At 70.8% G+C, this 20,328-nt stretch carries 17 protein-coding genes; all 17 read right to left on the bottom strand.

All coding sequences use genetic code 11. The features are described from left to right. Nucleotides 1-5: 5 nt before the first annotated feature. The gene (locus ACIBK0_RS43890) at nucleotides 6-890 is read right to left on the bottom strand and encodes a type II secretion system F family protein (RefSeq protein WP_399093464.1); all 885 of its coding nucleotides are present in this window, start codon (nucleotides 888-890) and stop codon (nucleotides 6-8) included. Next, complete coding sequence (locus ACIBK0_RS43895; RefSeq protein ID WP_399093467.1) at nucleotides 890-1,837, bottom strand: type II secretion system F family protein; 948 nt, start codon at nucleotides 1,835-1,837, stop codon at nucleotides 890-892. Before ACIBK0_RS43895 ends, ACIBK0_RS43890 begins: the two co-directional genes overlap by 1 nt. Then, on the bottom strand, nucleotides 1,834-3,354 hold the full coding sequence (locus tag ACIBK0_RS43900; protein WP_399093470.1) for a CpaF family protein: 1,521 nt from the start codon (nucleotides 3,352-3,354) through the stop codon (nucleotides 1,834-1,836). The genes ACIBK0_RS43895 and ACIBK0_RS43900 overlap by 4 nt, the downstream gene beginning before the upstream one ends. Further along, nucleotides 3,344-4,186, bottom strand: a complete 843-nt coding sequence (locus tag ACIBK0_RS43905; RefSeq protein WP_399093473.1) for a hypothetical protein — start codon at nucleotides 4,184-4,186, stop codon at nucleotides 3,344-3,346. The genes ACIBK0_RS43900 and ACIBK0_RS43905 overlap by 11 nt, the downstream gene beginning before the upstream one ends. Continuing rightward, on the bottom strand, nucleotides 4,186-4,887 hold the full coding sequence (locus ACIBK0_RS43910) for an SAF domain-containing protein (RefSeq protein ID WP_399093476.1): 702 nt from the start codon (nucleotides 4,885-4,887) through the stop codon (nucleotides 4,186-4,188). The genes ACIBK0_RS43905 and ACIBK0_RS43910 overlap by 1 nt, the downstream gene beginning before the upstream one ends. 21 nt (nucleotides 4,888-4,908) lie before the next feature. Continuing rightward, a complete protein-coding gene (locus tag ACIBK0_RS43915; RefSeq protein WP_399093479.1) occupies nucleotides 4,909-5,802 on the bottom strand; it encodes an ATP/GTP-binding protein in 894 nt (297 codons plus the stop codon). Then, the gene (locus tag ACIBK0_RS43920; protein ID WP_399093482.1) at nucleotides 5,796-6,323 is read right to left on the bottom strand and encodes a hypothetical protein; all 528 of its coding nucleotides are present in this window, start codon (nucleotides 6,321-6,323) and stop codon (nucleotides 5,796-5,798) included. Before ACIBK0_RS43920 ends, ACIBK0_RS43915 begins: the two co-directional genes overlap by 7 nt. Nucleotides 6,324-7,092: 769 nt before the next feature. Continuing rightward, the gene (locus ACIBK0_RS43925) at nucleotides 7,093-8,004 is read right to left on the bottom strand and encodes a replication-relaxation family protein (protein ID WP_399093485.1); all 912 of its coding nucleotides are present in this window, start codon (nucleotides 8,002-8,004) and stop codon (nucleotides 7,093-7,095) included. Further along, nucleotides 8,001-10,613, bottom strand: coding sequence for an ATP/GTP-binding protein (locus ACIBK0_RS43930; protein WP_399093488.1), 2,613 nt, complete (start codon nucleotides 10,611-10,613; stop codon nucleotides 8,001-8,003). The genes ACIBK0_RS43925 and ACIBK0_RS43930 overlap by 4 nt, the downstream gene beginning before the upstream one ends. After that, nucleotides 10,589-11,227 (bottom strand): hypothetical protein, encoded by a 639-nt coding sequence (locus tag ACIBK0_RS43935; protein WP_399093491.1) that lies wholly within the window; start codon nucleotides 11,225-11,227, stop codon nucleotides 10,589-10,591. Before ACIBK0_RS43935 ends, ACIBK0_RS43930 begins: the two co-directional genes overlap by 25 nt. Beyond that, a complete protein-coding gene (locus ACIBK0_RS43940; protein ID WP_399093494.1) occupies nucleotides 11,224-12,372 on the bottom strand; it encodes an NlpC/P60 family protein in 1,149 nt (382 codons plus the stop codon). Before ACIBK0_RS43940 ends, ACIBK0_RS43935 begins: the two co-directional genes overlap by 4 nt. Continuing rightward, complete coding sequence (locus ACIBK0_RS43945; RefSeq protein WP_399093497.1) at nucleotides 12,369-15,098, bottom strand: hypothetical protein; 2,730 nt, start codon at nucleotides 15,096-15,098, stop codon at nucleotides 12,369-12,371. Before ACIBK0_RS43945 ends, ACIBK0_RS43940 begins: the two co-directional genes overlap by 4 nt. Then, nucleotides 15,099-15,455: a hypothetical protein gene (locus ACIBK0_RS43950; RefSeq protein ID WP_399093499.1), complete on the bottom strand. Its 357-nt coding sequence runs from the start codon at nucleotides 15,453-15,455 to the stop codon at nucleotides 15,099-15,101. Beyond that, on the bottom strand, nucleotides 15,455-18,148 hold the full coding sequence (locus tag ACIBK0_RS43955) for an ATP-binding protein (protein WP_399093502.1): 2,694 nt from the start codon (nucleotides 18,146-18,148) through the stop codon (nucleotides 15,455-15,457). The genes ACIBK0_RS43950 and ACIBK0_RS43955 overlap by 1 nt, the downstream gene beginning before the upstream one ends. Further along, nucleotides 18,145-18,714, bottom strand: coding sequence for a hypothetical protein (locus ACIBK0_RS43960; protein WP_399093505.1), 570 nt, complete (start codon nucleotides 18,712-18,714; stop codon nucleotides 18,145-18,147). The genes ACIBK0_RS43955 and ACIBK0_RS43960 overlap by 4 nt, the downstream gene beginning before the upstream one ends. Then, nucleotides 18,711-19,052, bottom strand: a complete 342-nt coding sequence (locus tag ACIBK0_RS43965) for a hypothetical protein (protein WP_399093508.1) — start codon at nucleotides 19,050-19,052, stop codon at nucleotides 18,711-18,713. The genes ACIBK0_RS43960 and ACIBK0_RS43965 overlap by 4 nt, the downstream gene beginning before the upstream one ends. After that, entirely contained in the window at nucleotides 19,049-19,981 is a 933-nt protein-coding gene (locus tag ACIBK0_RS43970) for a conjugal transfer protein (RefSeq protein ID WP_399093511.1), read from the bottom strand. The genes ACIBK0_RS43965 and ACIBK0_RS43970 overlap by 4 nt, the downstream gene beginning before the upstream one ends. Between the last annotated feature and the right edge of the window lie 347 nt (nucleotides 19,982-20,328).

A 20,328-nucleotide genomic window follows, 5' to 3' on the forward strand; every position in this document is an offset into this window, starting at 1 on the left:
TCCGGTCAGACGGTGAGCATGCGGATCACCGCGGGAAACGCCATCAGGAGCATGACCAGCACCGCGAGCAGGGCACCGGGGGCGGTCATCTTCTCGCTGGCGGCGTTCGCCTCGGCGGCCTGCGCGGCGAGCAGCTCAGTGTTCAAGGCTTTGGTGCGGGCCTTGAGGGCCTGGTAGACGGCGGCGCCGTCGGTCGCCGAGCCGCGCATGATGTCGGCGACGTCGTCCAGGACCGGCAGGTCGTACTCGTCCTTCAGATCGCTCAGGGCCTGCCACGGCGGGATCTTCTCCAGCCGGGCCCGCCGCAGCGCCCCCTGCAGATACAGGAAGGGCCAGCCGCGGCCGACCGCGGCCGCCTTCTCCAGCGCCTCGGCAGGTCCTGCGTCCGCGGCCCGCTTCAACGCGACGAGGTCGAGGTAGGCGGCGAGGGCGTGGGCGAACTCCTCCCGCGCCCGCTTGGCCTGGTCGCGCACCGCCAGGTCGGGGGTGATGAACAGCAGTCCGGCCGCGGCCAGGCCGACCACGGCGGGCACGTAGAAGGGCAGGGAGATCCCGGCGATGATCCACGGGATGGTCACCAGCACCGGGCACAGCAGACCGAGCGCGGCCAGCGACGTCTTGATCAGCATGAACCGGCCCGGGCCCTGCCCGAGCAGGGCGAGGTTCTTGGTGGGGATGCGCACACCGGGCAGGCGACCCAGCCGCGCGAGCAGCCACCGGCCCCACACCTCGTCGCGGTCCAGCTCCGGTTCGGGCAGGGTGAGCCGGCCCGGCGCGCTGCGTTCCAGAGCGGCCGCCAAGGCGGGCTGCGGGCGCAGCAGTTCACGCACCAGCAGCGCCACACCGGCCCCGACCGCGCCCCCGGCGAGCACCGTGGGAAGAAGGTTCATCAGACGGGTACCCCTTCCGCCTCGCGCTCAGCAGTGGAGTCGAGGACAGCAGGAAGGGCCGGCAAGCGGACCGTGCTGCGCGGATCGGGAATCAGGAAGCGCGCCACCCGCCGGAACGTGCCCAGCGACCGCATGAGGGCGAGCGTGGCGATGAACCCGGCCGTCAGGAACGCCAGCACCAACTGCCCGAGCAGCGTCGAGTACGGGGCGGTGTAGGAGGGCACGAAGAACCCGGCGACGATGATCCCCAGCGTGATGAACGTCATCCACCGCACCGTGGTCCGCGACTTGGCCCTGTCTGCCTCCACGTTCCGCTTGCCCGCGACCTCGTCGCGCACCGTGGCGGCGAGGTCCTCCAGCGCCTGGGCGAGGCCCGGGCCGCGGTCGCTAACCGACAGGATGAGCGCAGCCGCCACCTTGTCGGCGGTGATGTCGTCCAGCTCGTCGCCGAAGGCCCGCAGCGCCTCCTCGGGCCGCCAACCCAGCCGCAGCCGGTCGGAAAGATTGATGATCTGCTCGGTGAGCTCCTCCGGGGCCCCCTTCCGACTGTTGATCATCGCCTGTTCCAGGCCCATGCCCAGGCGGAGCAGCCCGGCCAGCCGCTGCGTCCACTCGCTCAACGCCTCCAACTGCCCGATGCGGACCTGCGCCACCTGGGCGGGGGCGACCAGCCAGGGCACCCCGAGCACGGCCGCGCCCAGCAGGGCACTGGCCACGAAGTTTCCCGAGATCAGCCACACCGTCAGGCACAGCCCGGCCGCGGCCGCCGCCAGGGTGCGGCGCCGCATGCGGGCGTCCTTGGAGCGCACCTGCTCGGCCCGTGCAGCGCGCCACCGCTGCACGAGCGGGGCTTTACGGGGCGCGGTGGTCCCGGCCAGTCCGGCCACCACGCCGATCACGCCGCCCACCACGGCCATGCCGCTGAGCAGCGCCCACAGCAGCGTCATGCGCTCCTCACCTTCAGCGGCAGCGGCCCGCTCCAGGCTCCGTAGACGTGCTGCAGCAGCTGGGAGTCGAAGCCGACCCGGCGAAGATCGTCGATACAGGCCGGATCCATGTGCGGCACCGCCCGCACCTCCCCGATGTCCAGGCGCGGCGCGAAGATCTCGTTGGTGGCGGGGCGCCCGGACTCGCCGATGCCGGTGACCTCCACAATGTGCGAGACGAACCGGTGCCTGCGTCCACCGATCTGCGTCTCGTCGACCATCGACACGTAGACGATGAAATCGAGGCCGTTGGCGATCTGCCGGTACGCGAGCTGCTCGGACAAGTTGCCCTGCGCGAGCGCGTACAGCTCCGCGATCCGGTCGAAGACGATGTCGGGGCGACGCGCGTGGATGGTGCACAGGTTGCCGCCCGCACCGTTCGTCAACGCCTGCATCATCGCGACGACTTCCGGCCCACGGACCTCCCCCACCACGATCCGCTCCAGCGACATCCGCAGCGCCGGATGCATCAGGTCCAGCAGCGAGATCTCCCCGGCCCCGCGCCCGGTGACATCCTTCTCACCATTGCTTTCGCGCGCCACCAGCGAGACGACCTGACGGTGGTAACCGTTGGTGTGCGCGTGCAGCTCGTCCTCGGTCTGGATGGTCGCGAACCGGGTCTCCGGGTCGAACTCCTTCAGCATCGCCCGCAACAGGCTGGTCTTGCCGACCTTCTGCTTACCCGCGATCATCACGTTCTTCTCGGCGCGCACGCAGGCGGCCAGGAACTCCTTGAGAACCGGGTCGATCGTGCCCAGCCGCATCATGTCGTTCAGATCGGCGTGCTCGACCCGGTGGCGGCGGATGACCGCATAGGTCACCGGGCTCACATCGGTGATCGCCTGCAGCCGAGAGCCGTCCGGCAGCGCCAGCGCCAGCAGCGGGTTCGCCGTGGAGATCGTCCGCTCGCTGTGCCCCGACTCCCGGGCCAACTCCCTCAGCAGTTCCAGGAGTTCTTCCTCCGAGTCGGCGATCGCCCCCACGAACTTGCGCTGTCCGTTGCCGTAGTCGAGCCACACCTCGTCGTGCCCCTGGATGAAGATGTCCTCCACATCCGGGTCGTCCAGGTACGGCTGCAACCGGCCAGCGCGGAACAGCAGGTCGTACACGGCGCGACGCAGCGCATCGTCCTCGGCCGGCGTCGGGTTGACGCCCCGCTCGAGGGCCTGGGCATCCGACCACAGTGCCACCGCGTCGTTGATCCAGCGCAGACAGAGCTGCTCCTCGGTCGCCCGGTCCATCATCGGATTGGTCTTGAGGAGCTCTTCACGCTGCTTGGCGACCTGCGACTTGATGTGCCCGGCGACCGTGTAGTCGACGGTGACTTGTGGCACGGCGTTGCCGAGCCTCTGTGGGCTTGATGCGGCCCCCTCAGCGGGCGCAGTGGCGGCCTGCGCCGGCCAACCGTCCTGCAGCGGATGGCCGTTGACCCGGAGCGGCTGCACGGAGGGATCGGAGTGGATCGGCTTACCGCGCATGACTCACCCGCCCGTCTCCGGCAGGACCCGCGTTGCGGGGAGCGAGCCGGGCCTTGCGCGCCGCGGCCCGCTGCACCAGCAGCGCACTCGTCGTCCGGGCCGCCTTCATCAGCGCCGACTTCGTGAAGTGGCGGGGCTGTTCGGCGCCGTCGGACAGCACCCTGGCCTCCTTGGGCGCGTACGGAAGCGTCGCCACCACCGGAACCCGCAGCACCCGCTGCACCTCACCAGCCGGGTAGGGGCCCTCGTCGATCACGATCAGCCCGACGTTGCCCGTACGCTCCTCCAACGCCTCCACGCGGGCCTGGGCGGCCTGCAGACAGCGCAGCGTGTTGCGCACCACCACGATCACCGCGTCCGCACGCTGCGCCAGGACCACGGAAGACGGTCCGAAGGCTCCGCTGCGCCCCAGGTCGATCAGCACGTCATGGCCGTGCACGGGCAGGGCGTCGATGCCGGTGAGCATGTCCGCCAGCGGCTCCCACACCGGGCCGAGCCCGGCCGCCTGGGCAGGGTCGGTCACGCCCGGCAGCAGCAGCCGGTCGCGAGGCGACTCCTTCTTACTGCCCTCCTCGGTGCTCAGGTCGATCAGCTGGCGCCAGAATGCCTCCTGCAGTTCGCCCTTGCGGGCAGCCACCGACAGGTTCCGCAGCCCATACCGGTCTCCGAGGGTGCCCTGCAGCAGCCCGTGCAGCACCGCGCCGCCGTCCGGGTCGCACTCCGCCAGGATCATCTTCCGGCCCGGCTCCAGCGGCCAGGTCAGCAGCAAGGCGAGCGCGCTGGTGGTCACTCCGGGCGCGCCGCTGCAGCCAGCCAGCGCAATCACACTCATCAGCTGCCGTCCTGCGCATCAAGGACCAGGCGGAGGGTGCTGGAAGACACCCACGAGGCGACGGTCGGGCCGTCGTTGGCGGAGGTGGCGACGTCGACGACCACGATCCCCGTGCCGGGAGCGGCCTTGGACGCCTTCACCACCCGTCCCGCGATCGACTCCGGCGCAGTGCCGGACTCCTTCGCCGTCTCGCCTTGCGCCGGTACATGGACGAGCTGCACCTTCTGGCCCGGTACCAGCGCGGTGGCCGGCACCTGTTCGGGCTTGAGCCCGATCGGCACCAACTGCTCGCCTGCTTTGACCAGGGAGTCCTTCGTCACCTGCGAGGGGGTGAGCAGGGAGCCGGGCTTGAGCTCGACCGCGGCCCGCTTGCCCACCACCGAGGAAAGGTCATCGGCTTTCACCGTCTTTACGGCCGGGTCCAGGGAGATGGACGCCTGGCCCAGGTCCTGTTCCGTGAGGACCTGGCCGACCTGCACGTCGCGCACCACGGTGACGACCTGCGTACGGTGGCCGACTTGGAGCAGCAGCACGGCAACACCGGCGCCGCCCGCGGCGATCAGCGCAAGCGACAGGGCGATCATGCCGGGCCTGCGCCTGCGAGCCGAAACGCGGGGAGGCGCGACCGGTCCGGCTCCGAGGCCCTGCGGTGGTATCCCGCCCGGAGCGGCGTTCGGTGTGCGTTCCTTCGTCTTGCTCAACGCTCGTTTCCCTTCGGGGTGTTACCCGACAACCTGCACTTCGCCGATCGCCACCTGCATCTGGGACTGCCGGACTTCGGTGAACTGGCCGGTCTGGCCACCGCCTCCGGCCACCTGCCAATCGACCGTCCACGTTGCCGTCGCGGTCACCGCGTACTTGCCGCCGGACTGGGAGGCCGACGTGCGGGTGTAGGTGTGGCCGCAGGTCGGCGACTCCTGCTTCCCGAACGATGCCTCGTACGGCGTGCCCGGCCCGTTGCACGCCACCGACTCGCCGTCGCCCAGCTTCCACACGATCTTGCTGACCTTGGCGGTGGCAGTGACGGTCACCCCGGCCAGGCCTGCGGAAGCGGTGTTCGGCCCGTACGTCGTGGGAGTCTGGTTGACCCACATCCACAGGGGCACGCCGACGATGTACTTGCCTGCCGCGCGCGGACTAGCGATGGACGGGCCGGTCAACAGCATCTTGTCGACCGCCTCCCGGGCCAGCTGCTCCGGATCGACGTTGACTGCGGGGGCCTGGGCGGCCCAGAAGACCTGCGGGACCACGTTCGCGCCCGCTGCAGCCCCCAGGGCGTCACTGAAGCAGACCCGTTCGTAGATCGCTCCGTCGCCCGGCTTGTGTCCGCCCCACACTGGGTCGCTGGCGGGCGGCTGCGGGTCCAGGCGTTCAACGGCGCATGTCTGGGGTGACGGCTTGCCGTTTCCCTTGCCCGAGTCCTTGTCGGAGGAGCCGTCTTGCTTGCCGGAAGTTCCCGGGGAGCCAGGCTCTTGGCGACAGACCGTCACGAACTTGCTTGTGCCTGGGCAGGCTCCGCCGATGACGGGATCGTCGTCGGCTGCTGCTGGTGTTGCCGCAGCAGCAGAGATCACGGCCGTGGACAGCAGAACCGTGAGCCTTAATCGTCTCAGCATGTGCGGTCCCCCTCCGGAGTCAGCTCCGTGATCATCCACTGCTTCCCCCACTTCTCCGCCTTCGCCGTGGTGATGTAACGCAACGGCTGATTCGACGGGAAGGGCTGCACCTTCCCCGACTTCTTCCTGATGGTCTTCCAGTTCGAAATGTCCAGGCAGTCCTGAATGCTGGCCTCGGGGGTCTCGCCGGAGTGCGTCAGCGACGTGACCTCTACTCGATGCGTGGGGGCACCCGTGGTAGCCGTGCCGGCCTTCTTCATGACCAACACGTCGCCCATCGCGCCGCCGAGGGCCGCTTTCGTGGCGTACTTCTTCAGGTCTGTGCCTTTGATGTCGGCCTGCGCGTACGCCTTGACCTGCTCGTCCCAGAAGGCGTCGTACGCCTTGAGCACCTCGTCCTTGGCCTGGGCCTGCGGATCCGGGCTCGCCGACGTGGCCGCAGGGGCCGACGTGCTGGCCGGCGGCGAACTCTTGGAGGAGGAACCGCTATCGTCGCTGCTACCGCATGCGGTCAGCGCCATCAAGCCGCCGGTGATCAGCACGACGGTTACGCGCTTTCGAATGCGAAGAGTAGTGCGTCCTGTTGCCAGTCGGCGTGGTTCTCGAGTCATGCTCTCTCCCCGTACAACGCGGTGCGCCATGACCGCTGCCTCGGCTGGTGACGCACGACAGCTCACTTCCGCGACCTGATCCAGCCTGCGGTGATGCGTTTCCGTAGCCGCAAGATTACGCATATGCCAGTCAACTTCCCAGCGTGTAAGTCGAGTTGACTCGTACAACTCGTGATGTTTCTGGTCACATTCGAAACCGGAAGTCGATAAGTAGCTCTGTGCATTTGCTATCCCGTTCAACCTTCGGTGGCACGCACGCCAGGTACCGTGATCCCGCCGATGGGAGCCGGCGGAGGTGACTCTCGCCGGTCGGGTGGGGGAGGTCGGCCACACGGTGATCACGTGGCCGTCGAGGGTGACCCGCCGGTCCGGGTAGTGGTGGCGCACCCTCTTGAGGTCGTCCAGATCGAAATCATCGACCCCCTCGACCACGCAGGCGTTCCCGACGTACGAGACGGCCTGCGTCCGGATGGGCCATGCGTCGTCAAGGAACACTTTGGTGCTGCGAATCTCGCTGGTAGCGTGTGTCATCTGACATCCCTAAGTTCGGTGCCCACAGGGCTGCTTGAAGCGCATGTTCGTCTGTGCGACGGTAAATTTATTGTTCGCGTGAGCAAATGGCAAGGGGTTTCCGGAGGTCCGCAGTGGCGCAGCATCCGGCCGGGCCGGATGCGCGGAATCACAGTTCGGTCCACGGGCGTGGCTCGCCGCCGCCCAGCGGCACCCACACGTCTCTGGTGGGCCCGTGTTCTTCGAGGTCGTCGAGAACGACGGCGCCGAGCGGTACTTCACGGGCGAGGGCGGCAACGAGCGGGTGCTGGGCGGCCATGGCCTGCAGGTCGCTGATTCGGTTGTCCAGCGTCTGCCGAGAGGCGCCGGTCAGCACGAACAACACCCGTGGGAACAACGGATACCACCGCAGCCAGACGGCACCGGCGGCTTGCCGCCGGCGACCGACGGGCTGCGGCTCGTAGGACCAGAACCGGGCGTACTCGATCAGCTTCGACGCGAGGCGTTCGGCGCCCATCGTGGCGCGGTCCACCTCGACGAACGCCCTCAGCTTCCGGCGTTGTTGGTCATCGATGAGGGTGTAGTGCATGACCGCGTCCGCGACGACCCTCTCACCGTCGCCGATCGCGTGGGAGACCTCGGGCGTCCAGTCCAGGTGACCGTGTTCGTCGCCGCGACGACGGGCGTCGGCGACGAATGCCAAGTGGGTTCTGACAACCGTGAGGGTGTGGGGGGTCTTCAGTGAGGCGGCCGTGGCCGAGGTGATCGGATACGGAGGGCGGCCGCGCAGGGCAGGCCAGTCCCTGGTGAGGCGGGCACCCTTCGGCGTGAGGTACCAGACCCGGGTGCGATGGGCCTGGGGCAGCACGACGAACTCGACCAGGCGCTCGCGGCGCAGCTCGTTCAGCCGCTCCGAGACCGACTGGCGGGAGCGGTCGGGCCGCAACAGGACGTGCAGCTGGTTCGTGGTGGCCATCCGGTGCTGAGCAAGCGCGGTCAGGAGCTGGTGCGCGAGCGGCTCGACAGGGCTGGGCGTGAAACCAGCTGCAGCACGGGCCTTCGGACGCTGGGCGGTGGTCATTGGTATCCCTTCGACAGATGTACGGAGGTAGTGCCGGCAGGGGCGTGCTCGGCGAGAAAGGCGGCGACGCGGCCCTCCTGGCGGGCGGCGCGAGCGGTGAGCTGGTCCAAGGGGAGTGCCCCGGCGTTCGCGTGGGCGGCCTGCTCCAGTGCGTCGACCTTCTGCGGTCGGGCCTGAGCGGCGAAGACGGCGTCGAGGTGCGGTCCGCGCAGCTGCACCGGCCCGACCCGGCGCCCGTGCACGGTCATGGAGACGTAGTGCTCGAAGCGCTCCACGGTGGCGACTTCGTCGGGGCTGGGGTTGTCGCCCCACTCCGCGGTGATCGGCGCGATCGCCGACTTCGACCCGGCGGTGGTGGCCAGAGTGGAGGCGTTCTGCACCAAGGACAGCCGCACCGCAGTGGGAAGGCGGGCCAGCAGCTGGGTCATGCCGTGGACCTGGCACCTGTACTTGCGGAAGTCCTCGAACATGGCGGCGATGGTCTCCGGGGCCGCACCCGTCAGCGTGATCAACTCGTCGAAGTACGGGCGGAAGGGCACCCGCTGGTCCTCAGGGGTATCGCGCCGGGAGCGCACGGCGCGCAGCAGATCGCGGGCGAGCAGCGCGGTCAGCAGCCGGTCGGTGGGGCCATTGCCGCCCGGGCACACCCACACGATCATCCGGTGGTCCATCGCCGCACGGATGTTGTAGACGCCGACTGGCTGGCCGAGGAACGCACGGGTGACCGGGTTGGCGGACAGCCGGGCGATCGGGTTGAGGACCACAGCGATCGCGTCGGCCTGCAAGGTGGGAAACACCACCTGCCACCAAGAGCGGATCTCCTCCACGCGGCCCGCCGTCGCGGCGAGCGCCGCCTTCCGGAAGGCGGCGTCCGTGAGCATGGCCCGCACGTGGAAGATCGTGGCCTGGTCCTCGGGCCGGCCGGCCTGGCAGGCGGCCTCGTTGATGGCCACCAGGACGGTCAGTGCGGCGGTCAGGATGGTGATCGCGCGCGGGGCGTTCGCGTCGTCCCAGCCGAGCGCGGAGGCGTAGGCGTCGGTGACCGCCTCGACGACCTCGTGCGCCGCCTGGCCCTGGTGCATGCCGAGCGGATTCCACGAACTCACCCGCGGGCAGGGGCCCAGGCCGTTCAGGTCGATGAGCGCGATCCGCTGCATGAGGGTCTCGTGCGCCAGGAAGGTGGTGGCGCGCGGCCAGGAGTCGCGGTGCGGGTCGAGGAACATCAGCCCCCCGCCGGCGTGTGCCCAGCCGATTGCCTGCGCCAGGGCCCGCTCCGTCTTGCCGCCGCCTGCTTTACCCACCCCGACCTCGAACAGCGTCTCCTCGGCGTAGGTGGCGACCAGGCGCTCCCGGCCGTTGGGGCCCCGGTGGATGCCCTGCAGCAGCAACGTCGGCTCGCCGAAGGCGAAGGTCGGCAGGTCTTTGGCGAGCAGCGGCAGCCGGCAGTGCGTGGTGGGGGGCTTGAGCAGGCCGGTCAGCTCCTCCAGCCGGACCCAGTTCGCGCGCGGCGGCCGGCAGTGTCCCAGCTGCCAGCGGCGCTCGAAACCACGCCGCGTGGGCCAGTGGTCAGCGCCCACCCGCCACGGCCCCAGGCGCCACCCGCGCATGGCCCACCGGGAGCTGCCGCCGAACACGTCGAAGGCGGCCTGGAGTTGGGCGAGCCGCGCCTGCGCGCGGCCTTCGGTGTTCGACGCGCACATCACGAGCAGTTGGACCCGCACGAGGTGGTCGTCTTCCGCGAGCTTGCCCAGCGCCTTGGTCGGCTCTATCCGGCGCGGCACGGTCGGCATGACCAGCCGCCGCCCGACGCTTCCTGCGGGCTTGTCGCTGAGCAGCTGCTGCAGCTGCCAGCCCAGGGAGCCGCTCGCGTCCTGCCGCAGCCAGCGGGCGGCGCGTCGGGCTTCCCGCCGCTCGGTGCGGCGCGCGGTGCCCATCAGCTGCAGGCGGCGTGCCTGCAGCGCCCACTTGGGGGCGCGCTGGATGTCGAGTCGAATCTCGGCGAGGTCGCCGAGTTCCGCGCGCAGATCGGACACGGCGTCGACGAGCGGCTGGAGCGGGTCGGGGTCCAGCGGGACTTCGCGCAGCGGGGAGGTGAGCTTGCCGCGCAGGATGAACTCGGCCCGCACGGTGTGCTTGCGCGGCTCATCGGCTATCGGCCTCGCCCGGTTGACGGTGACGTTCGGCCCGAACGGGGTGATGAACAGCAGCCGTTCACCGCCGGCCGGGCCTTCGACTCGGTAGCGCAGCGGGCTGGAGCCGTCCGCACGCAACCGGATCTGCACCGTCTTCGCCCTTCGCGGCGCCCACCAGGGCATGGCCGTGGACGCGCGGGTGAGCTGTACTCCGCGGCGGAAGATCTCTTCCAGGCCCGGGGCGAAGTGCCGGTTGGGTACGAGCTCGAGGGCCATCCGGTCGGCCGAGGCCCGCGCCGCGAGACGGCGCACCACGGCTTCCCCCACGCCCCAGGTCACAGCGATGGCCAGGGCGAGCAGATACCAGTGGTCGTAGAGCCAGTCGGCGGCGTTGGCCAGGTGGGTGAGCAGGCCGAGTACTTGTCCGGCCGCCGTCTCATCGGCCTGGCCGATCACGTACGGGGCTGCGGTGTCCACGTGGAGGCTCCCTTCTTCGAGGTCGTGCGGGTGAAGTGGAGGTCGGTGATGCGGCCGTCGGTGTAGGTGCCGCCGCGGTCGGCGCCCGCCCATACGAGGTGCACCACCGCCCGGTCATCGCGGTCGTCGCGGCGGGCGATGGCGGCCTGGATCCGGAAGCGGGATGACGCGAACGCTGGCGCGACCGCTTGGTCCGGATCACCGAAGACCGCTGGCCACTTGGCGCGGCCGATCCCGGTGGCGTCCGCCCCCAGCAGGTCACGGCCGGCCGCGAGCAGTTGCCGCTCGTCCTGGGCGGCAAGGTCGGCGGGCCAGGCGGCCTCCAGCGCCTGCTGGATGGCCCGATCACCGGCAATGCCCTCTCCGTGCGGCGGCAGCGCCGACGCGCCGGCAGGCTCCGTCGGCGTGGCGGCCGCGGGCGCGCCGCTCTCCACAGGGCCTTCGGTGGGGGAGGCTGCTGAGCGTCGCGATGCCGGGGCGGCCGCGGGCGGTGGAGTCGAGGAAGGTGGTGCGCTCGGCTCGTGCGGCAGGGCCAGGAGGACCAGGCCGGCCACGGCCAGGACAACAGTGGCGGTCAGCAGCAGGCGCGGTGAGCGCGGCGAGGATGTGGTCATAGCAGTCGGGCCCCTCCCGCGTAGCCGGACATCGCGTCGACCGCGTCCAGGCGGACGACGGTGCCGGGGCGGGCGGCGTTGACCATCTGGCCGTTCCCGACGTAGATGCCGACGTGGTAGATCGTGGAATCGCGGCCCGGGGCATAGGCGTAGAAGACGAGGTCACCGGGTTTGAGGGCGCTCTTGCCGAGGCTGGCTGGTATCCGCTGGCCGGAGGAGGCTTGGGCGGCCGCGGTGCGCGGCAGGCTGATGCCTGCCTTCGCGTACGCGTACACGGTCAGCCCCGAGCAGTCGAAGCCCTTGATGTTCGCGCCGCTCTTGCCGGCGGGCGAGCAGCAGAAGCCGTAGGACTTGCCCTTGGCGTTGCCGCCGCCCCAGGAGTAGGGCACACCTCGCTGGGAGAGCGCCGCCTCGATCACGGCGCGGACCTTCCCGGACACGTTCTTCAGGTCCGGGTCCTTGGCGGCCGCCGTGTACTGGTCGATCCAGCCCAGCACATTCGAGAGGTATTCGCCTGAGTGGTTGTACTGCAGGATCGCCGACTTGAGCTGGGAGCGCCGGGTCAGATCACGGCCGCCTCCGCACAGGTAGATGGCGGCGCCGAGGGCTGCGTCGTCGGCGTTGTGCGGGTCGGCACTCTTGTCGCCGTTCGCGTCCTTGCCGATCCCCTCCCATGTGGAGGGCAGGAATTGGAACGGGCCGACGGCCCGCTCACCGCTAGCGGTTCCGTCCCAGCGGCCGTTGTCGGTGTCCGGGAAGACGGTGGTGTTGCCGCCCGCGCCGGAGCCGTTGAGGAGTACCCCGTAGATCTTCGGGCGGATGTCACCGCCTGCGGCGATGTTCCGGCCGACGGCGTGGTTGGACTCGACCTTGGCGATCCCGGCGAGGATCGGCCAGCGCATGCCCTGGCACTTGGGCACGTGCCGGCCGACCTGTTGGACGGCCGTCTTGTAGGCGGTGAGCATGCGCGGCGGGATGTCCGCCGCTGTCCCGCCCTCGGCAATCCCGCCCTCGTCCTGAGCGCCGCTCTGCAGCGCGACGACCGCGCCGATGGCGCTCGAGACGGGGGCGGCGCAGCACACGGCGGCAAACAGCAGCATCACGCCCAGGCAGCCCAACTTAGCCTTCCGGCTGCTGCGGCTCACGAGCCCTCACCCCCCTCGTCGCCTTCCAGTGGCCGGGGCTGCGAACCGTCGGCGTGAGAGCGGTTGAGGTCGTCCAGGAGCCGGCGGCGCACCTCGGGGTCGCCGCCCCCCAGGCGTTCGATGACGCGGCGCCGCAGGTCCGCAGGATCGTGTGTCTGCCGGGGCGGCGTCGTCGGCCGCGGCGGCACGACGGGCCTGGGTGGTGGGGTGGGCCGGGGCGGCGCGAACGGCCGCGGCGGGGTCGCCGGGGCAGGGGGCGGGGTGGGGGGTGAAGTGGGCGAGGGGCGCCGAGCAGGAGGCGGTGTTGTGGGGGAGGGACGGGGCGGGTTGTTTCGCGGGGGTGTGGACAGGCGCAGGCTGCTGGAGGGGGTGGTCGGGCGTGTGGGCACGGGCGTGGGGGCGGCCTGTCCGGCCCCGCCTGCCCAGGCCCGGACGTCTTCGCGGATGGTGTTGCCCCACACACGCCGCTGCTGACCGGCGTCTTGGCGGTACCGCGCCCCGCCCCGCCGGGCCCGCCGCACGTTGGCCGGCAGCCCGACCGTCGCTCCGTAGGCGAGGCGGCCACCCCGGTTGAGGATGCGGTATCCGCGGAAGCGGACAAGCCGGTTGTGCGCGCGGGTCGACAGCAGGGTGCGGTCACTGTTCTGGTCGTGCAGCGTCTGACCAGAGTTGCGGTCGACGACTTGGCCCTGCTCGTTGCGGTACCGGTCGGGCGGGCCGCTGGGCCTGCGTGGCCCGCCGCTGCCCGGACCGCCCGGTCCAGTGCCCGACGGGCCGCCGGCGTGCGGGTCGCCGTCGGCGGTGGGCTTGCGCCACTTGGCCAGCTGTTCCCTGTCCGGTCGCCTGCCGATCAGCAGCCAGTGGGCGCCCTTCGCGCCAAGCCGCGCGCCGAGCCCGGCACCTGCTGCCGCTGCGGTGAGTGGTGCGAGACCGCGCCTCGCTTCCGCGGTGGCGTCGGCGAGTATTCCGCCGGTGTCGACCGGCATGCCCGCGCCGTCGAACAGGGAGGTGAGGGCGCCCATCAGCCGCTGGCGGGTGCCGAGCATCCCGAACCGGCCGCCGCCGGTGAAGGAGCGCAGCCCACCGCCCAAGCCGCCCAGAGCGGCGGGGGAGTTCATGGCGAGCGCCGCGCCGAGCTCTGAGGTGTCGCCCGGCATGTGGGTGCCGCCGACCTTGGCGTAGCGCATCCGCATGGCCATGCGCCGGCCGAAGGACGTGATCCCGGTCAGCAGTCTGCGGTGCCCCGCCGCGCCAGCGATGGCCAGCACGTCGATCAGCAGGATCCGCTCCACCATCAGGTCGGGACCGTGGGTGATGGTGGCGTCCACGGCGATGCCGAAGAACGGCACGAACGCGCAGATCCCGACCAGCGCGAGGATCGCGATCCCCCACAGGGAGAGCCACTTCCACACCGACTGGCGCGCGGGGCCGGGCAGCATGCCGGCGATGAAGGTGACGCCGCCGGCGGCTGCGGCCGCGGCGCAGATCCCCTGCGTGCCCAGCAACACGATGGCGCTGGAGAGCAGCATGCCGCAGATGAATAGCGCGGCGATGAGCAGGAGGGCGGCGCCACCGACCCGCCACCAGGTGGGCTCCTCGGCGTACGCGGCGCACGACTTGCCGACCGGTCCCGCCTTCTTCATGTCCTGCAGGAAGGCATGGAACGAGCGGTCCTCGTTGGTGACGATCGCATTGGAGGCGTCGAGGAGTTCGCCTCCGGGGGTGAGCTCCGGAAGACGGTTGCTCGCGTCGCTGCTGCTCGACTCGCCGTCGACGCCGCGCTCGCAGTACTTCTTGGCCGGTCCGCGCAACAGGCCGCAGGCGTCCTTCGCCTTCTCCGAGGAGGTCGACTTCGGCTTGTAGCCGCCGGTGATCCACTTCAGGTGAATGGCGTAGGCCTTGCGGTCGGAGCCCTTGGCGGGGTCGAGGATGCGGCCGTACTGCAGCAGCATGTACGGCTTGACGATCAACGCGTTGGTGATCGAGTCCTGAATCGGGCGGGCCACCTCTTCGGAAGAGACGGGGCCTTCGCCCTCCCGCTGAAGGCACTTGATCTCGGCGTTGCCCGCCATACCGTCGCAGGGGCCCTTGCTGGCGAGCTTGCCGCCCCAGTCGTAGGAGTTGACGGATTGCTGGGCCACCTCCGCGGCCACCTGCTGGCCCTGGCCCAGCGGGCCGTCCTGGGCGAGCAGGTAGTCGGGGCGGACGAACGCGGACGCAGCGAACGCCCCGATGAGCAGGGTCAGGAAGATCTCGCCCAGACCGCGGCCGACCTTGCCGCGCACAATCATGAATCCGGCGAACACGAACGCCCAGGCCAGCAGTACACCCTTCAGCCCGAGCGTGTCGACGACGACGCTGTTGTAGGTGTCGGCGACCTTCTGAGCCGGACGGATCAGGATCTTCAGCAGCGGGAACCGGAAGGCCAGTTCGATCGCCCACCCGGCAAGTCCGACCAGCAGCCGGATCAGCGTGAACAGACCGGACAGGGCGAAGGACAGGGCTTGGGACTTGAAGGCGACGATGGAGCCACCCTCGGCGTTCAGCTCGTACCCGTTGATCGGCACCCCCTCGGAGGAGGTGATGTTCAGCGGGGCAAGGAGGTCTCCGGTCTCACTGTTGCTGCTCGCCGCGTACACGACCTGGCTGTTCACCATGACGAACACGCCGGTGAGCAGCGCCACGAAGCCGGCCGAGCGGAGGGTGCCGCGGTCTGGACGGAACATTCAGCGCCGCCTTTGCCCAGGTGCGCTCCGGCGCCGCCACACAACGAGGGCGGCCAGGCCTGCGCTGGCCGGCACCAGCCTCCACGCCGCCCCGGTGGCACCGTGGTGCTCGGTGGAGGCGGAGTTCATGGTGCCGCGCTCGCAGTAGGCCTTGGCAGGTCCCACGATCAGGCCGCACGGGTTCTGGTGCGCGGAGTGGGCGTCGGTGGCGAAGGCCTGCCCGGTGTGCGGCCACCACGGCTCCGGCACGCTCATCCCGAGGGCCAGGACGAGCACGCCGACGGCGATGGCGATCACGGTGAGGACGCTCGCGGCCGAGGCGACGCGCCGGGAGCGGTCCCAGGAAGAGGAAGTCATCAGAGGCGTTCCTTTGGACGGGCATCGACGGCCTCACCGGCGAGCGGCGAGGACGCTGAACCCGGGTGCGAGGCAGGGCTCGTGCGGCGTCCCGGTGTGGTGGTGATGGACGTGGCGATGCGCGCGATGCGGGGGATGACGGCCTTGACCCGGCCGGTGTTCTGCCGGGGGCAGGTCAGCAGGAACTCGCCCTCGCGGCCCTTCTGGCCGACCGGGGACAGGCCGGTGGTCACCAGCCGCAGCAACTCGCCGTCGTGGGGATCCAGCCCGACGAACTCCAGTCCGCGGCGGGCGCGTTCGCGGTCCGCGGTGCGGGCGAGTGCCCGGTAGGCCATCAGCCCGCGATCGGGGCCGAGTTCCTCGGCGTCGTGGGAGCCGGCGAGCAGGCCGGCGCCGTGCTTGCGGCCGTCGTGGAGGATTTCGTGGACCAGGGCGGTGCCTTCCGCCGAGCTGGTCAGCCAGTACAGCTCGTCGAGGACCACCGCGGTGAACCGCTCGGGGTCCTCGAACGCGGTCTGCCGGGCGATCGCGGCGATCAGGTAGAGCACTGCACGCCCGATCAGCGCCTCCAGGGGCTGCTGGTGCAGAACCTCGGGCTTGTCGAACGCGGCCTTGGGGGGCAGCTTCAGCCCCGTGGTCGTGATGACGATCATGTCGGAGGCGCTGGAGGCGTCCAGCCGGACCGGTGGCAGCGTCGGGTCGAACACCATCGCCGCGAGCGAGTTGCCGGCCACCACGCGGATGAGGCCGGCGAGGGTGGCGGCCGCGTCCTGCCGCTTGCCCGCCTCGCGCGTGGCCATCTCCTCGAGGACCTCAAGGACGCGGTGCATGGAGGGGGCGTCGCTGGCGGCGGCCTGCTCGACGGCGTGGTGCAGGACTTCACCGCCTGTACTCATCGGGCCGATGCCGAGCTGCAGGGTGAGGTAGGACAGGGCGTAGTGGCGGCCTTCGGGGCCGTCGAACATGCGCAACGGGTCGATCGACACCTCGGCCTGGGCGGCGTCGATGATCTGACAGCGGCCCTTCGCGGCCCTGCGCGCGAAGGTGGCCCACTCACGGACCGGGGTGCGGTCGATGCAGATCGCGCAGCCGCCGCGCGCCCACACCGCTTCCGCGATCAGCTTCTGAAGGACGCTCTTGCCCGCGCCCAGATCCCCGACGATCCCCATCGAAGCGCTCGCGTCCTGCTTCGGCGCATCGGCCACGTTGATCATCACGGGGCGGGTGGTGCCGCAGTCCAGGTCGATGCCGAGGAACATGCCGTTCGGGTCGCCGACCTCGCCCACGGTGAAGGCACCGGACAGCGCCCAGTCCTCGGAGACCTGATGCTGCGTGAACTCCCGTATGACACCGGGCCGCACCGTGCCGGGCAGGCCGAGCGTGAACAGGGCCTCCTGCAGGCCGGCCGGGCGCACGGCCCGGTAGTCCGCGCCGCCGAGCAGCGCCGCCAACGCACGGGCGCGGGCGTCGCAGATCGCGGCGGTCGGCCCCCACACGGTCAGCACGGTCACCGACTGCACCTCGACCTCGACCGAGGTACGCGAGAGCCGGGCGTCCAGCTCGCCGAGATCATGGGCGGCCTCGGTCAGCGAGGCGGGCATGCCGGTGGGGCGGGCGTCGTACTGGTCGGCCTGGTCGATGAGCTCGTTCTTCTTGCGCCGCACCTGGTCCCGTGCCTTCTCCGCGGGTACGAGGGTGAGGTCGACGGTGTAGTCGACGGGGAAGTCCAGGAGTTCCAACTGCGCGAACAGGTCGGCGGCGTCCTGGCTGACCGCGGGCGGGCATTCGGCCAGCGCCAGCTGCGCCTGATAGCCCACGCCGGCGTCGGACTCGACCTGCAGCCAGCGCCGCCGCAGCGGGGAGGCCGTCTTGATCCGCCACCAGGCCGTGCGGCCCGACCGCGTTATCTGATCCGCGCGCCCCAGGTCCTCGACGTCGTCGAGGGCGGGGTCGATGCCGCCTTCCTGGAGGCGGACTTGACCGAGGTCGGCGTAGCTGGGGGAGTGCAGCACGCCCTTGCGGATCTGCCCGCCGTACAGATCGCTGCTCTCGGCCTCGGCCAGCAGCGGCTCGGTCAGACCGCGGTGCAGGGCGTGCTGGATCATCCATACGATCTCCGCCGGGCGGGCCGGGCGGAAGGCGACGCCGCCGGCGAGGGCGGCCTCCGCCCGCAAGGCCTGCTCGCGGTAGGCGCTCACGTCGCGGCGCGCCACGGGCGCGGCCCGCATGCCCAGCGTCGGGGCCAGCTCCGCCCACGCCGCGCCGAGCGACGCAGACACCCGCAGGCCGGCTGTCTCGCTCTGCAGCGGCACCGCCAGCCACAGGGTGCGGCGGTGCATCTCCTGGCTGTCCAGCAGATCCAGCGTCGCTTCGACGTTTTCCACCCACGGATGCACTTCGCCCGGAACCTGGTCGGCCGGCTCGATGCCCTCGATCATGCGCAGGGCGATCTCACCCGGATCAACCTGCGCACACATGCCGAACAGACGCGGCGCCCCGGACAGAGAGCGGATCAAGTGTGTGATCTTGGCGAACTGTTCATCGCGGACCGCGGCCGGCACGTACGTGCCCCGGACGCTCTCCTCGCGGCGACCCTGCGCATCCGGGCCGGGGTGCAGCCGGTAGACGGCCCACACGCTGCCGTGCGTCGACCACACCAGATGCCCGGCGATGTGACGGATCGGCACCCTCACCGCACACCCCCCTGCTCGGCCAGCGCGAGCAGCTGCTGCACACCCGACACCGGCCGCACCGCAGTCGCGGGAGCCGCCGGCGCCGGGCGCCGACGAGCAGACGGGCGCTGTGCTGCTGGGCCCGGTGTCCGGCCGGCAGGCCGCCGCGGCGCACGGGCCGGTGCGGCCCCTGCGGCGGGGGCGAGCGCCTCCTCAATGCTGAAGCCACCAAGCAGTGCGCGGGGAGCGCGGTCGCGGGCGGCCCGGCCGCCGATCCGTCCGCCGCGCGGCTGCCATCCGAGCAGCGCCCAGCCCAGGGCCGCCTGCATCGGAGCGCGGCCCTTGATCGTTGCTCGGCGCACCGCCCAGATCGCCAGCACCCACGCCGCGATCGGGACAGGTCCCATCCACGACCACCAGCTGATGGTCTTGACCAGAAGGAAGCCGCCGCCGACGGCGACCGCGATCTGCGCGGGCGTGTAAGGCCCGAGCGGGATACGCCAGTCCGCGACCTTGCCCAGCACCCAGGGATGGCGGCGGGCGGAGGTATAAAAGCGCCCCACCCGCCCGGCGGCCGCGGCGCTCACAGCCAGCCTCCCGCGCTGGCAAAGTGGTCACGCACGAGGGGATCGGTACCGCGCACAAGGCCGGGGATGGCAGGCGCACCCTTGGCAGGGTTCTTCACCTCGTCGGTGAACATATTCGCCAGGTCGTTGCGCGCGTTGTACAGACCCAGCGCGATGATCATCAGCAGCAGCGCGCCGATCCCGGCTTTCAAGGAGAACTTCTGGATCATGATGACGACCACGAGGCAGACCAGACCGGCCTGCAGACCCTTGGTCGCCCAGTCCTTGAACATCGTGATCCACGAGTCACCGAGATCGCTCAACTGCCCGGCGAGCACCACGCTGTGCACCGCGTTCATCGGGCACCCCCGTCCTGGACGGTCCCGGAATCAAGCGCCGCGACTTCCCACCGGCCCGAGCGGGCCTTGAGGGCGAGCTCGTACGCCAGCGGCCACCGCCCGTCCTCGTCCCGGGCCTCCACCTCAGCGAGGATGCGGACCTCGCTACCGTCGGCCGGCACCTGCTCGGCAGCCGCCACCTTGTCGACGGCGAACACCTGCGCCACCGTGACCGCGGCGTACGGCCCGGGGGTGACGGCCGACAGCTTCACGCCGGGCGCCAGATAGCGGTCGACCTCACCGGCCCCGGTCAGATACGCGGCGAGGAACTCCCCGACGGCGGAGGACAGATCACCGGACGGCACGGTCACTCCGTACGCCGACTTCGGTGTCGCAGCGCGCGCCGGCCCGGCCACCACGGCGGGGGCGCCCATCACGGCGAACGAGCTGCCCGCGTGGTTGGCGGCCACGGGGACGGCGTAGTAGCGCACCCGGCCGTCGGCGTACTGCGCAGCCACCGTCACCGACCACGTGCCGCCCTCGCCCTGCGCACTGCGCACCGTCGTCACCGACTCCGGCGTCGACTGCGCACCGGAGACCGGGTCGGGCAGATCGACGTCCGGCGCCATCGACTGCGCAAGCCGCGCCTGCGCACTCGTGGCGGCGCCGGCGCTGCTGCGCAGCCACGCGCCGAGGAACAGTTGCGCATAGCCGCCGGGGTCGGCGGTGGCCGCCGCGGTGCGCACGGCGGCGGGCTTGGTCGGCGTGGCCGCCTCGACGACGGCCGGCGTGGAGGTGACAGCGACGCCCAGGGCGATGGGGCCGGCCGCGATGGCGGTCACGACCACCAGGCGCGAAACGCGTACGCGGCGCCGCATCTGCTCCAGCCGAGCGCCCGCGGCCATCGGAGCAGCGGCCTCGCTCTTGGAGGCCTGCTTGCCAGGAGACATGGTCAAACTCCCAGGTCAGAACGTTTGATTGCCGACCTTGAGAAAACCCGCCGACCCCGACCCGACCACCGACCACGAGACCCCGACCACGGTCACGATGGGGATACGAAGCCCATGGTCGGGCCCGACCACAGACCCGACCATGGGCCTGCGACAGGCCACCTGCTCGGCTACACGTTCCAGGCCGAAGACCGGCGCGGGACCCGCGTGCCTCACGGCGATCAGTCCGCACACCGTTGCGCAGACGCACGCGGCTCCGGCCGCGGGCCGGAGCCTGCGCATCGAGACAGCCGGTCCTGCGCATGGGGACACGAGGATCCACGGACTGGATGCGCATCCGCTCCCCG

The sequence above is a fragment of the Streptomyces sp. NPDC050564 genome (assembly GCF_044457265.1).
Lineage (GTDB): Bacteria > Actinomycetota > Actinomycetes > Streptomycetales > Streptomycetaceae > Streptomyces.